The sequence below is a fragment of the Acaryochloris sp. CCMEE 5410 genome (assembly GCF_000238775.2).
Classification (GTDB): Bacteria; Cyanobacteriota; Cyanobacteriia; order Thermosynechococcales; family Thermosynechococcaceae; genus Acaryochloris.
This window is the reverse complement of sequence record NZ_AFEJ02000001.1, coordinates 91,909-105,489: the sequence shown is the minus strand read 5'-3', so window position 1 is coordinate 105,489 and position 13,581 is coordinate 91,909. Positions and strand designations below refer to the sequence as shown.

The window sequence follows — 13,581 nt, the reverse complement described above, 5'->3', positions numbered from 1 at the left end:
GAGAATGAAGGTATAACTCTATCTGAGACTATGTTTTAAGCACACCAGCAGTCAATCCGTACTCATTCGTTGAACAAGAAAGTCTCTGACCAGAAAATTAGTGAATCTGATATTCGAGCAATCTACCATCAAGGAGAGGATGCAGTTGTTGAGCTGGTCACCCTTCTTATTAAACGGATAGAGCGACTAGAAGAGCATCTTGGCAAGATAGTCGGAACAGTAGTAAACCACCCTCAAGCGATGGCTTTGGGAAGCGGACCAAAAGTCTACGGGGTAAGAGTAAGCGTAAAAGTGGGGGTCAAAAGGCCATCCCGGTAGTACCTTGGAATGGCGTGAAACCGTCGATGCCGTAGTGTTACATCCAGTCACTCAATGTCAAGGCTGTGGTGCCTCGTTAACAGAGGTCGCCGTCCTTGAGTATGAACTGCGCCAGGTTCATGAGCTGCCCTCCTTGTCATTACAGGTCATCGAGCATCAAGCAGAAGTCAAATATTGTGAGCACTGTCAAACCTTGAACCGGGGTAAATTCCCCAGCGATGTCACCAATGTGGTTCAGTATGGCAGTAATCTCAAAGGCTTGATGGTGTATTTGATGGAGGCTCAACTGTTGCCGTTTGAGCGCACCCGTGAACTGCTTAAAGACCTCTTGGGTTGTCAGGTTTCTGAAGGAACCCTGTGCAACACCCGTACAACCTGTGCCCAGCAATTAGAACCGATTGAAGCCCAGATCAAAGACGCTATTGAGCAAGCAGCTGTGGGACATTTTGACGAGACGGGGTTACGAGTCAACAGCAAGTTGTGGTGGCTGCATGTCGCTTGTACGAGTGGATTAACCTACTACTTTGTCCATGCCAAACGCGGCACAGCAGCGATGGACGAAATGGATATTCTGCCAAACTTTACGGGCACGAGTATTCATGATGGTTGGAAGAGCTATGCCCGCTATGGTTGTACGCATAGCTTATGCAATGCCCATCATTTGCGCGAACTCCGATTTATTGTTGAACGCTACAAACAACCTTGGGCTGAGGAGATGATCTCACTGCTGCTAGATATCAAAGCTGAGGTAGAGCGGGCAAAAGCTGAACACTTAAGCGTTCTCGATGCGAGACAAGTCGAGGCGTTTGAGCAGCGGTATCGCCAAGTGTTAGCCGATGGATTCAAGCATAATCCAATGCCAACCGTCGATGAAAATGCACCCAAGAAACGAGGCAAGCAGAAGCAGAGTACACCCAAAAACTTGCTCGACCGACTTCGAAAGCACCAAGCTGCTGTCTTGGCGTTTATGTAGGGCTTGCTTCGAAAGTCTAAGGTTGAATATTTGCAGTGTATCCAAGTGTTGAGCGCCCTTGAGAAGTGCAAGGAAAATCGTTCAAAATACTCAAAACCTTTGCACATGCACCCCAATGTATCGTCGCCCATCCCCCGGTCAACTGTCCTTTAAGAACTTCTACTTGCCCTTCGGAGGCAAACTATCAGAAGAGAATCGCTGGGTCAAACTCGCCGAGCTGATTCCTTGGGAGAGCTTTGAGTCAGAGTATGCAGAGCAATTCAGTCAGACCATGGGGCACCTGCCAAACCCTTTCGTGTGGCCTTAGGGACCTTAATCATCAAAGAGAAACTGGGTGTATCCGATGCAGAGACCGTAGAACAGATTCGAGAGAACCCCTACTTGCAGTACTTTCTGGGTTTTAGTGAATATCGAGAGAGTGCTCCGTTTGATGCCTCCATGCTGGTTCACTTTCGCCAACGGTTGAATCTAGAGCTGCTGACTCAAGTCAACGACGCAGTCGTGGAATCAGTGCTCGCATCTGAGGGTTCTCCTGTTGTGATGTCCCCTGAGTCATCTCCTTCTCCTGAAGATGACGAAGATGAGCCTCCTGCCCCTCCCAACCAGGGCCAATTGTTGATAGACGCGACCTGTGCGCCAGCCGATATTCGCTATCCGACAGACTTAGATCTGCTCAATGATGCCCGCAAAGCGAGTGAAGCCATCCTTGATGCTTTATATGCTCAAGTCATGCTGTCTCTCAAGGGCAAACCTCGCACCTACCGCCAAAAGGCCCGCAAAGCTTATCTGGCCATTGCCAAGAAACGTCAACCGAGTCGCAAGCTGATTCGTAAAGGGATTCGTCAGCAGTTGGGCTATGTGCGTCGGAATCTAGCCCACATTGATGGATTGATAGCTTTAGGAGCGTCTCTGTCCCGACTGTCCCGGCGACAGTACCGTCTGTTGCTGGTGATTCATGAAGTCTTTCGACAGCAAGAGTGGATGTATCAACAGCACGTGCGTCGAGTAGATGACCGTATTGTCAGCCTCACTCAGCCTCATGTCCGACCGATGGTCCGAGGCAAAGCTGGAGTACCTGTTGAGTTTGGGGCCAAGCTATCCCTCAGTTGTGTCAACGGATGTGTGTTTCTGGAACGTTTAAGCTGGGATGCGTTCAATGAATCCCAGCATCTTCAATATCAAGTGGAAGCTTTTCATCGTCGCTTTGGCCATTATCCTCTCTCAGTCCATGCCGACCAAATCTATCGAACCCGAGCTAATCGACGATGGTGTAAAGCTCGAGGTATCCGATTGAGTGGACCACCGTTAGGAAGACCTCAACAAGACCCCCAGGTGCAGGGCCAACTCAAGCAACAAGCACGGGAGGACGAAAAGGTGAGAGTCCAAATTGAGGGCAAGTTTGGGCAGGCCAAGCGAAGATTTGGCTTGAATCGAGTGATGGCGAAGTTAGCGGATACGGCTGCTAGTGCGATTGCTATCACGTTCTTGGTGATGAATCTAGAGCGGTGGCTCCGCCACCTTTTATCATTCATTTTTGGGTGGGATTGCTGGTGTTGGAAAGCGTTATGGAGCTGCCAGGGCTGCCTTGGGGCTTTTCTAGGGCCAGTGAAGGAATATGGCCCTGGCCGTCACAACTGGGTTGATTGTACGATTTGATGCCAGGAATTAGCTCAATTTACTTTTTCAGCAAACCCTATGTATGATTTTCAGGTGCCTTTTGATAACAATCAGGCTGAGCGCGATATCCGCATGATGAAGTTGAAGCAGAAGATATCGGGATGTTTTCGCTCCTTGGCAGGTGCCCAGCAGTTCTGCCGCATTCGCGGTTATATTTCAACTTTGAGAAAGCAAGATATCCCTGTACTGGATGCACTCAAAAGTATTTTTGCTGACAATCCTGTTAGACCAGTGCTTCAGCCTGGGCAGTAACGACCGGTTTTAAGAAACTGAATCACTGCATTCAGTGATAGGCAATGGTAAGGGCCAGTAAAACTGTTATCCAATGCCAAGAGAGACATGCAAACTTGAATAGAATTCTAATCAAGCATTTTTTTGATTGGGGAAAATGAATTGGTATCACCAAATTACTTAAAAGCTAAACTGGCAAACCGATAACATAGCTGCTTGATAGCTAAGTATATGAATACGGGTATGGATGAAGCATAACGTTTCCATAATCTTTTAGGTTCTTGGATAAGTCGGTAAAACCACTCCATTCCCATGTGCCTGACCCAGCCGCTTGCTCGGCGATGTATACCTGCATAGACTGGAAACGCGCCTCCAAGACCAATCATAACTGCATTAATTTGGTCTTTATGAGCTGCCATCCAACATTCCTGCTTGGGGCATCCAAGGGCAATCATTACAAGGCCAGCCCCACTAGCATTAACCCGTTGAATTAAAGCGTCATCCTCTTCTGCGGTGAGCGGTCTAAACGGTAAAGGCTCCATATCAGCGATTACTAAATCAGGATACTCCACCTGTAAACGGGTTCTCATTTTTTGGAGAATGAGATCCATGGATCCCAAAAAATAGACGCTAACTTTTTCCTTCTCTGCTTTGCAGCAAAGGTCTTGTAGAAGATCAAGTCCAGCAACTCTATCTTGGTTTTTAGCTCCCAATATTCTCAGCATCCAAACCAAGGGCATGCCATCGGGGGTCACAACATCAGCTTGTTGAACTATTTCGCCAAAACTGGGTCTTCGGTGCGCTTCTACCAACATATGCGTGTTGGCAACACAAATACATTTGCTGAGTCGTTGTTTGGCCCAATCTAAAATCACCTCATTTAGGACATCAAAAGAAGCTGCCGTTACTCGGGAGCCAATGATATCAATGCGAGGGAGTTCTTTCACAAGAGTATTTTGTTCTAGAACGGATGCTTCAGATTGCATTTAGAGTAGATTCCAACAGTGAGTAATATTACATAAACCGCGCTGACTTTTTTTCTCTTGGAGAAAAATATAAACTCGTGCACATTTCTATATAGATGTCAGTGTTTGGTAAAGATATTACGCTGTTAAGACATTTTTTTTACTATTAACTTTATTATTAGCCCTAAATCAACTTAAATTAGTTAGAAAGATTCTCAATTAAAAAGCCCTTAACCAAAGATAGATAACTCTGCTACACGTCTGAAACAACGACTGCCTATAATCGGAATAGTGATAGCTAGCTCCTTTTCCTAGGAATTATGTATTTGAGAACCTGGGAAAGATAGCTCTTTTATAATCGATTTCAATACGTAAATGAACCAAAAAGCTACAAATATTGTGTTTTTTTTAGCACTTAAGCCGTTATAACACTGAATTATGACGTTTTCAACAGATTTAGATTGTATTGTACGGGCTACAGCAGTACTGAGCCATGTTTACATCACCTTAAACAATTGACATTCATTATCAATTAACTATTTTTCTACTGGAACTGTTTTTAATTTTTCTGTATTCATCGCTAGATGCCAATATTTTGAGTATGGGGTACCACTCTTTTCTATTATTTATTTTGGTGGTGATCTAAAGGATTTGCTAATCGATTATGTCAAATATAATTTGCCTTAAAGCAGTGATTTCAGGAAAGGTCCAAGGGGTGGGTTTTCGTTACAGTACAAGAGCTAAAGCCCAGTCCCTAGGACTAGTAGGATGGGTCCGAAATTTGCCAGATGGGCGCGTTGAAGCCATGGCGGAAGGAGAGCGCACCCAAGTGGATAAACTAATTGAGTGGTTTAAACAAGGACCTCCTGCGGCAGAGGTCAGTAAGGTTGATGTTGATGAAGAATCTTTAGGGAAATTTCGAGCGTTTGAAATTCTTAGATGATGGCAATTGGCTCATCTTTTTCAAGATTTTATTGATATTCATAATTGTAACTGTCAGGTTTTGGAAAAAAGAAATTAGCAGGCTTTATTGTCGAGGAACTGTATCAGTGATTATGATCGTCTAAGAAGTAGTCATTGTTAAACAACTGCCCACTATCGATGGCACATATTCTGATCGCAGAGGATGAACCTAGAATTGCATCCTTTATAGAAAAAGGTTTAAAGAGCCACGGATACGCTACGACTACGGTAGGAAATGCCCATGAAGCCTTATCCTTCGCTTTAAGTGATGGGTTTGAGCTACTGATACTAGATTTGGGATTACCCGGTAGAGATGGGCTAGAAGTTTTAGCTGATTTGAGAGGTCAAGGTTCTGTACTCCCTGTCATCATTTTGACCGCCAGAGATGATATTCAAGATAAAATCTCTGGACTTGAAGGAGGAGCGGACGACTACATGACAAAGCCGTTCCGGTTTGAAGAGCTATTGGCAAGGGTTAGAGTTCGTCTGAGAACAGTGTCTAGTGGCACTCCTCCTGAGGCGATGACAATGACAGCCCATAATGTGGTTTTAGATCTGCGTACTCGTAAGGCCAAAGTGGATGATCAATGGATCGAACTGCCAGCCAGAGAATTTATTCTGGCAGAAACATTTTTCCGGCACCCTGGGCAGGTCCTCAGTCGGCAGCAACTCTTGGATCGGGTCTGGGGATATGACTACGATCCTGGTTCCAATATCGTTGATGTTTACGTTGGCTATTTGCGCAAGAAGCTCGGCAACTCACTTATTGAGACCGTTCGTGGGGTTGGGTATCGGTTAAAGACTTAGAGTCAACTTACTGCATGAGAAGATTCTCATGTTCCTTAAGGGCTGTTTGAGCTAGCTTCATATAAATACACTTTGTAGTGCTTCGGCCTAAAGGGAGTATTGGTACTGACGCATCACTTCTATTCCATATGAAGCGGGTTCTCCTGGTTGAAGATGAAGAGCGCATAGCCCGTTTCGTAGAAAAGGGACTACTCAAGCATGGCTATCAATCGACATTGGTGACTGATGGTCAGCAGGCATTGGACCAAGCCAACCTGGAAGCGTTTGATGTTGTGTTGTTGGATTTGGGACTACCTGTTATCAGTGGTTGGACTGTACTCCAAACCTTACGCCAACGGGGATTAAAGGTTCCGATTATTGTAATTACTGCTTTTGTGGATCAAGATGAGTTGGCTTTGGCTTCTGGAGCCACAGATTTTATCAGTAAGCCATTTCAATTCTCTGAATTAATAGAAACGATTCAGCGACATCTCACCGATTAATAAATCTGTCAATCTATTCTTGTTCTTCAAAACAGTGAGACGTTGAGGTGTTGCTGTATTACCCAACCCTTAAAACGCTTTCTATGAAAGCTTTCTCATGAAACTGTTCTCATGAACCCTTTCTCACATTAGTTTCATTGAACCTTAACTCCTCCTTGTCAGGGTGTAGATAACTGAGCAGCGCAGTTAGGAGAGGTTCATTATTTATGAAAGTTTGTGTAATCGGTACTGGATATGTGGGAATAGGGCGTCCAACTCCAGCCCTACCAAAGGTTAAATCAGACCGTCAACTTCAAACAATTTAACTATATTCCCTTGCATCGACTGACCTAATTCTTTGAGGACCGTTCAATGAGACTGATGGTTTACTCTCATGACGCATTCGGTCTTGGCAATCTCCGCAGAATGCTTTCTATCTGTGAATACCTGCTGAAGGACCAAACAGACCTATCGATTTTACTGGTGTCTGGTTCACCGATGCTGCAAGCCTTTCGGCTACCTAAAGGCTTGGATTACATCAAACTTCCTTGCCTTAATCGAGGACAGTCAGGAACTTTATTCGCAAAATACTTGGGAACTGAGTTAGAAGAAACTCTAAAGTGGCGTTCCCACTTAATTCATTCAGCAGCGCTGCACTTCAAACCAGATGTGTTGCTTGTTGACAAAAAGCCCTATGGGATTCAAAAGGAGTTACTGAGCACCCTAGAACATCTTGAAACTCACCAGCCAAAAACCCAAAAAGTACTACTCCTTAGAGATATTCTGGATAGTCCTGCAAAAACAATTGGCGAATGGAAACGACAGGGATATTACCAGGCGATCCAATCCTGGTATGACCAAGTCCTAGTGGTGGGAATGGCCGAGTTATTTGATGTTGCTCAAGAGTACCAATTCCCATTACCGATTGTGAAAAAGGTTCACTATTGCGGCTATATTCGTAAATCGCCTCAAGGGCTCAATCGAATGGAACTGCGCTGGTTCCTGCGGATAAAGCCTTCAGAGAAGTTGGTGGTAGTGACTCCAGGTGGAGGAGAAGATGGTTATCCCTTGGTGAAAGCTTACCTCGCAGGATTGAAATACCTTCCAAATCAGGTGAAGGTTCGAAGCGTTATTCTCTGCGGTCCAGAGATGCCCTTATCCCAGCAGCAGGATATCCAAACACAAGCCTTGCAATTTTCTGGTGTCGAAGTTCAAGCATTTACGGACAATCTAATTGGTTATTTAGATGCTGCTGATGCTGTTGTCTCTATGGGAGGATACAACACCCTGACTGAAATCTTAGCTCTGGACAAACGTACAGTTGTGGTTCCTCGAATTACCCCTTCCCAGGAACAGCTGATTCGGGCAGAACGGTTTATGCACAACGGATTGATTCGGGCGATTCACCCCAATCATCTTCAGCCTAAGACCTTAATGCAAGCGGTCATCGCCCAACTAGAGGATCGAGCAACCCCTTCTTTAGAACTCGATTTCAAGGGTCTACCAAATATTGCGAATCAGTTATCCAACTTGTTCCTTCGCCCCCCTGCTCGAGAACCGGCTTTGGCTTAAGGGCAGCTACTTTTCTGTAATTCAAATTCTGGATATTAGTTATGAAAAAATTGATGTTTTATTGCCAACACATTCTAGGCATGGGTCACCTGATCCGCAGCATGGAAATTGTGCGGGGCCTAGTGGAAGACTTTGAGATTTGCTTTATCAATGGGGGGGAAGTGATTCAGAATTACCAGGTTCCCAATGGCGTCACTGTTGTCAATTTGCCAGCAATCAAGACCGACATCGAGTTTCGTGAGTTGCGTCCGGTGGATCAATCCGTGAGCTTGGAAGTTGTTCAGGAAACTCGTAAACACTTACTTCTTAACCAAATAGCAACTTTTCAACCTGATGTGCTGATGGTGGAACTCTTCCCCTTTGGCCGACGGCGGTTTTCTTTTGAGTTGATTCCGCTAATGGAAGCTGCTAAGGCCAATGGCACCAAAGTGGTCTGCAGTCTGCGCGATATCGTGGTGACCAAGCAAGACCAAGCCCGCCATGAAGCTAAAATTTGCCGACTGATGAATCAATACTTTGATCAGTTGCTGATTCATGGAGACCCCAGTTTACATCCCCTGGAAGACAGCTTCTCTCGGGTTGAGGATCTCAATTGTGAGGTTCACTATACGGGTTATGTGGCCCAACAACCCGAAAATAATCGACTGACATTGGTGGATCGATGGGCCTTGAGCCGACAGTCTCCCATGATACTCGTCAGTGTGGGGGGTGGTCGATTTGGGCATGAGTTGCTGAGGGGAATGGTCGGTGCAGCGGAATACTTGTCAACGCGCATTCCCCACCATATTCAGATGTTTGCGGGACCTTTTATTCCTGAGTCAGTGTTTTGGCAATTAAAACAGGCAGGCCGAGACTGTCATAACCTACATATTCACCGCTATACTCCCAACCTACTCGCCTATATGGAGCAGGCGGATCTCTCAGTCAGCATGTCGGGGTACAACACCACGATGAATATTTTGACCACGGGGGTGAATGCCTTAATGTTGCCCTTTACAGGCAACGACGATCAAGAACAAACGATACGAGTCCGCCGATTAGACGAGCTTGGGGTGGCTCAGATGCTGCAAAAAGTTGATGTAGCCCCTGAACGTCTAGCTCAACGGGTAGAAAGAGCTCTGAATTCAAAGCCTCAATCCACTCGATTTGATCTGGATGGGGTACAGAAAACGGCTCAGCAAGTACGATCCCTTGCTTATGACAACCATCCCGCTGTCGCGGCTTAATCGCCTGAGGAAGTCAGATGAAGAAGATCTTATTTTACTGCCAGTATTTGGCCGGAATGGGCCACCTAGTCCGCAGTACTGAAATTATTCGTAGTTTAGTTCCAGGCTTTCAGGTTTGTCTGGTGATTGGTGGAGAGCCCATTGATCAGTTTGAAATTCCTGATGGCGTGGAGGTGGTCTATCTCCCTGCTCTTTGGGAAGAAGCAGGTGAATTGATTGCCCTGAATCAATCAGTTGAATCAGTAAAGATCGCTCGTCGACAAAGACTTCTTGGCCTATTCGAACAATTCCAGCCGGACTGTGTGATTACTGAGTGCTTCCCCTTTAGTAAGTACAAGATGGCGTTCGAATTGCTGCCCTTACTAGAGCGCGCTAAAGCAGCTCAAGTCAAAGTGGTCTGCAGTCTCAGAGATCTGATCATGACCCAATCCATGAGTGAAAAGGGGTTGGCTCGAAAGCAGACTCGGATTCTAGATCAAATTCGGCAGTTCTATGATTTAGTGCTTTGCCATTGCGATCGCAATCTCCAATCCCTAGACACTTGCTTCCCCTCCGCCCATGCCCTGACTTGCGAAGTCTTTTACACCGGGTATGTCGCCCAATCTCTAGCCACTTCGTCTGTGCAACAGGATCTAAAGTCCCCTCGGATTGTCGCCAGCGTGGGAGGAGGGCGATACGGTTATTCTTTGCTAAAGGCTATTGGTGAGGTGGGTCCCCTTCTGCACCAGACTATTCCTCATCGGATCTATGCTTTTGCCGGCCCATTTATGTCGGAGTCGGAGTTCCATTCCCTTAAGACTTTAACCTCTTCTCAGCCCAACATCACCCTGCAACGGTTTACTCCGAATTTAATGGATTACCTCTATGGGGCCGATCTATCTATCAGCTTGGGGGGATACAACACCACCATGAATGTGTTGAGTACCCAGGTTCGGTCTCTGATCCTGCCTTCCCCTTCCCCAGACCAAGCGGATGAGCAATGGCTTCGGGCCTCCCGACTGGCCCAACTGGGGGCCGTTGATGTGTTGTCCCCTGACCAGCTTTCCCCCTCAGCTTTGGCCCATTCCATCCTCCAACACTTACATACGGCTAAGCCATCTCATGCCATTAATCTCAAGGGTTCTGAAAACACGGCCAAGCGCTTGCGCCAGCTTTGTAATCAGACGGTTGCCCTTGCTCGGTAAATAGACCCGTTAGGAGAACATGATTATGAAACGCAAGATTTGTATCACTGCTCTGGAATTCCCACCTGATATTGGCGGTGTGGGCGAGTCAGTTCTACGCATTTCCCATATGTTGATCGAGCTGGGATTTGACGTCCATGTTGCAGTTTTTCGGGCTGTATTCCGCGAACAGCGTGCCCAAGCTGCAGCGGGAGAATTCCAACGTCCTAGCTGTCGAACCACTCAGCAAGATGGGGTGACTGTTCACCGCTTGCAGCCCGCTGTCCGGTCAACCCAGGCGAAGGAACAAGACTATTTCTGCGATCTATACGGACAGCTTCAGCTGTTGCAGCGGCAATATCAGTTTGATGCCCTCCATGCCTTTTTTATTAACGAAATGGGGTTCCTAACGACGTTATTAGGACAAGAGGCCGGAATTCCTGTTATTAACAGCGTGCGAGGCGCGGATCTGCACAAGCATGCCTTTAGTCCTCAACAGTTCAGCCAAATTACATGGACTCTAGAAAATTCTGCTTGGACCACCTTTGTGAGCAGAGATTTAATGCAGCGGGCTTGCGCTTTAGTCCCTAGTATTCGGGCTAAATCATCGGCGTTTTGGAATGCGATCGCACCTCTCGATTTCAGCAATTTATCTCAGCCCGCACTAGCCAACAAACTGCAGGGAACCGTCATTGGCTCTGTTGGCAGTTTCCGGGACAAGAAAGGTTTGGAATATTTGCTAGATGCCTGCCAATCTCTAGCACTCAAAACCCCATCAACCCTGCTATTTGTGGGTGATTTCGTTGCCAAAGAGCGTGAATATTGGCTGCAAGTGATTGAGGACAGCGGATTAGCCGAGCAGATTGTGATTACTGGCAAAGTTAGCCGTAAAGAAGCCTTAGCCTATCTGCCTTATATGGATATTTTTTCTATACCATCCTTGCATGATGGCTGCCCCAATGCCTTATTAGAAGCGATGCTAGCGGCTAAAGCAGTGGTTGGAACCCACGTCGATGCCATTGGCGAAATTCTGGAAGATAACGTTAATGGTTTGGTGGTCAGTCCAGCTGATAGCGATGCGTTAGCCCAAGCCCTGCAATCTCTGATAACCCAGCCCCAACTCCGCGAACGACTCGGATTAGCTGCGAGGGAAACCGTCCTCCAGAAAATGGCCCCATCGGTTGAACAACGTCAATGGCAACAAGTCTACGAACAAGTTTTGGGGACTGCTGCGCCTAAAACGCTTTCACTCGTCTAAGGTGCCTATTCCATCCCCCTTCCGCCACAACCGTTCGGAGTGAGCCAGTATGACTCAACCTATCCAAATATTTCCAGGTCTGGGCAAAGTGATTCACCAGTTTTGGCCCCAGATCCGTCAAGAAAAAGCCCTACTTTCAGTTGCCATTATCGGTTTAGTGATCGAGGTGTTGGCCCGCCTACTCAGTCCCTGGCCCCTCAAGCTGATCTTTGACTATGTATTGCTTCCCGATGCCAATAGTACGGACCTTCCTGTTCTGGGAGAGGTTAATCCCTCCGTTTTGATTTTGATTTTGGCCTTGTCGATTGTTGGAGTGGCAGGACTGAGTGCCATGTCTGCCTATATCAGCTTGGTCAGTCTATCAGTAGCCGCGAGCCGAATGATTTCTGATATTCGCAGTCAGCTCTATCGTCATCTCCAAAGGCTATCCTTAGCCTTTCATTACCAAGCTAAAAGTGGAGACTTACTCACCCGCATCACCAGCGATATGGATCGCCTACGGGATGTGATTATCAACCATGCCCTGCCCTTACTCATCAATATTTTTACCCTATTCTGCATGGTTGGGGTGATGTTCTGGATGGATTGGGAATTGGCGTTAATTGCCTTGGCGGTGCTGCCGGTTTTTATGTTCTCAACGGTCAGTATTACTCAGCGCATTCGCAAAATTTCCCAGCGGCAACGTCGTCGTGAAAGTGCAATGGCAGCAACGGCTGCAGAGTCCATTGGTGCCATCAAGGTTGTCCAGGCCCTATCCTTAGAGCGAGTATTAGAGCAACTCTTTGTCCATGACAACCGCAAGAGTTTAGAAGAAAGTGCCCGCACCCAACAGTTTTCGGCAGGCCTTAAACGGACGGCTGAGATCTTGGTTGCCATAGCCACCGCATTGGTATTGTGGCGAGGTGTGTATTTGGTTCAGCAGGGAAAGGCGTCTCCAGGGGATCTGTTGGTCTTTATTACCTATCTCAAAACGGCCTTTAAACCCACGCGGGAACTGGCGAAACAAATGGCTAAAATCTCTCGCGGTATCGTATCTGCAGAACGGATTATAGACCTACTCAATGTAGAGCCAGAAGTGCGTAATGCCAAAGATGCGATCGCAGCTTCCCCTTTCCAAGGCTCTATTCAGTTTGAAGATGTCAGCTTTGCCTATCAAGACAATCAGGATACCCTCCAAAACCTCAGTTTTGAGGTGAAACCGGGTCAAAGAGTTGCTCTTGTCGGTCCCTCGGGCAGTGGTAAATCAACCCTCGTCAGTTTACTGCTTCGTCTCTACGACCCCCATTCCGGCCGAATTTTGATTGATGGCCAAGATCTGCGGCGGTATCAACTGGACTCTTTGCGGAACCAGATCAGCATTGTTCTCCAAGACAGTATTTTGTTTGGCACCTCAATTCGCGACAATATTGCCTATGGTTCCCTGGGTGCCACAGATGCAGAGGTGCGTCGGGCTGCCAAGCTGGCCAATGCCCATGAGTTCATCATGGATTTACCCAATGGTTACAAAACCCTCATGAGTGAACGCGGAGCTACTTTATCGGGAGGACAGCGGCAACGGGTTGCGATCGCACGCGCCGCCATCCGCAAAGCCCCTATCGTTATTCTCGATGAACCCACGGTGGGTCTAGACAATAAAAGTGAGCAAGCCGTCAATCAAGCCCTTAAACGCCTGACTCAAGGCAGCACGACCCTATTGATCACCCATGACCTGAGTGTTTCCAAAGACTTTGACAAAATTCTCTATGTCGAAGCTGGACAAGTCCTAGAACAAGGAACCCACCAGGAGCTGATGCACCAAGGCCAACATTACGCAGCCCTCTTCCAACTCCAGTCAGCCATCTACCCTGAACAACCAACTCTGTCCCCTAAGACTCTCTCCGCCTAAAGACTTTCGTCAAAATCGAACTCTTCCCTCCTGTGAAGGATACCCGCAGGGCGGGGTGGGTCATTAGAATTCCGATTCGCTT

Annotated in this window: 9 protein-coding genes and 4 pseudogenes; 12 read left to right on the top strand and 1 reads right to left on the bottom strand. The window is 47.0% G+C overall.

Features of this window, described 5'->3' with window-relative positions; all coding sequences use genetic code 11:
• Positions 1-215: 215 nt before the first annotated feature.
• From ON05_RS38290 to ON05_RS00460, 4 pseudogenes are all read left to right on the top strand, one after another.
• Positions 216-353: pseudogene (locus ON05_RS38290) on the top strand (hypothetical protein); the annotation flags it as partial.
• Positions 314-1,291: pseudogene (gene tnpC, locus ON05_RS00470) on the top strand (IS66 family transposase); the annotation flags it as partial. The pseudogenes ON05_RS38290 and tnpC, both read left to right, overlap by 40 nt.
• Before the next feature lie 115 nt (positions 1,292-1,406).
• A pseudogene (locus tag ON05_RS00465) lies at positions 1,407-2,934 on the top strand (IS5 family transposase).
• Between the two features lie 58 nt (positions 2,935-2,992).
• Positions 2,993-3,220: pseudogene (locus tag ON05_RS00460) on the top strand (transposase); the annotation flags it as partial.
• A 155-nt stretch (positions 3,221-3,375) separates the two neighbouring features.
• On the opposite strand, the gene ON05_RS00455 reads toward ON05_RS00460, so the two are convergent.
• On the bottom strand, positions 3,376-4,185 hold the full coding sequence (locus ON05_RS00455; RefSeq protein WP_010469972.1) for a WecB/TagA/CpsF family glycosyltransferase: 810 nt from the start codon (positions 4,183-4,185) through the stop codon (positions 3,376-3,378).
• 643 nt (positions 4,186-4,828) lie between these two features.
• Between ON05_RS00455 and ON05_RS00450 the strand changes: the two genes are divergently transcribed.
• The 8 genes from ON05_RS00450 to ON05_RS00415 all read left to right on the top strand — a co-directional run bounded on the left by ON05_RS00450 (position 4,829) and on the right by ON05_RS00415 (position 13,499).
• Positions 4,829-5,107, top strand: a complete 279-nt coding sequence (locus ON05_RS00450) for an acylphosphatase (protein WP_010469974.1) — start codon at positions 4,829-4,831, stop codon at positions 5,105-5,107.
• Positions 5,108-5,265: 158 nt separating this feature from the next.
• Positions 5,266-5,934, top strand: coding sequence for a response regulator transcription factor (locus tag ON05_RS00445; protein ID WP_010469976.1), 669 nt, complete (start codon positions 5,266-5,268; stop codon positions 5,932-5,934).
• A 128-nt stretch (positions 5,935-6,062) separates the two neighbouring features.
• Positions 6,063-6,416 carry a response regulator transcription factor gene (locus tag ON05_RS00440; RefSeq protein WP_010469977.1) on the top strand — a complete coding sequence of 118 codons (354 nt, stop codon included), beginning with the start codon at positions 6,063-6,065 and terminating at the stop codon, positions 6,414-6,416.
• A 360-nt stretch (positions 6,417-6,776) separates the two neighbouring features.
• Positions 6,777-7,967: a glycosyltransferase family protein gene (locus ON05_RS00435; protein ID WP_262560987.1), complete on the top strand. Its 1,191-nt coding sequence runs from the start codon at positions 6,777-6,779 to the stop codon at positions 7,965-7,967.
• A 41-nt stretch (positions 7,968-8,008) separates the two neighbouring features.
• A complete protein-coding gene (locus ON05_RS00430; RefSeq protein WP_010469981.1) occupies positions 8,009-9,193 on the top strand; it encodes a glycosyltransferase family protein in 1,185 nt (394 codons plus the stop codon).
• A gap of 17 nt (positions 9,194-9,210) precedes the next feature.
• Positions 9,211-10,377 (top strand): glycosyltransferase family protein, encoded by a 1,167-nt coding sequence (locus tag ON05_RS00425; RefSeq protein ID WP_010469983.1) that lies wholly within the window; start codon positions 9,211-9,213, stop codon positions 10,375-10,377.
• A 25-nt stretch (positions 10,378-10,402) separates the two neighbouring features.
• Positions 10,403-11,614, top strand: coding sequence for a glycosyltransferase (locus ON05_RS00420; protein WP_010469985.1), 1,212 nt, complete (start codon positions 10,403-10,405; stop codon positions 11,612-11,614).
• Between the two features lie 49 nt (positions 11,615-11,663).
• Positions 11,664-13,499, top strand: coding sequence for an ABC transporter ATP-binding protein (locus tag ON05_RS00415; protein ID WP_010469986.1), 1,836 nt, complete (start codon positions 11,664-11,666; stop codon positions 13,497-13,499).
• The last annotated feature ends 82 nt before the right edge of the window (positions 13,500-13,581 follow it).

Excerpts from the sequence above, each read along its gene's own strand:
- ON05_RS00445 (WP_010469976.1), top strand. The coding sequence starts at position 5,266 with ATGGCACATATTCTGATCGCAGAGGATGAACCTAGAATTGCATCCTTT.
- ON05_RS00430 (WP_010469981.1), top strand. The coding sequence starts at position 8,009 with ATGAAAAAATTGATGTTTTATTGCCAACACATTCTAGGCATGGGTCAC.
- ON05_RS00420 (WP_010469985.1), top strand. The coding sequence starts at position 10,403 with ATGAAACGCAAGATTTGTATCACTGCTCTGGAATTCCCACCTGATATT.
- ON05_RS00450 (WP_010469974.1), top strand. The coding sequence starts at position 4,829 with ATGTCAAATATAATTTGCCTTAAAGCAGTGATTTCAGGAAAGGTCCAA.
- ON05_RS00415 (WP_010469986.1), top strand. The coding sequence starts at position 11,664 with ATGACTCAACCTATCCAAATATTTCCAGGTCTGGGCAAAGTGATTCAC.
- ON05_RS00435 (WP_262560987.1), top strand. The coding sequence starts at position 6,777 with ATGGTTTACTCTCATGACGCATTCGGTCTTGGCAATCTCCGCAGAATG.
- ON05_RS00455 (WP_010469972.1), bottom strand. The coding sequence starts at position 4,185 with ATGCAATCTGAAGCATCCGTTCTAGAACAAAATACTCTTGTGAAAGAA.
- ON05_RS00425 (WP_010469983.1), top strand. The coding sequence starts at position 9,211 with ATGAAGAAGATCTTATTTTACTGCCAGTATTTGGCCGGAATGGGCCAC.
- ON05_RS00440 (WP_010469977.1), top strand. The coding sequence starts at position 6,063 with ATGAAGCGGGTTCTCCTGGTTGAAGATGAAGAGCGCATAGCCCGTTTC.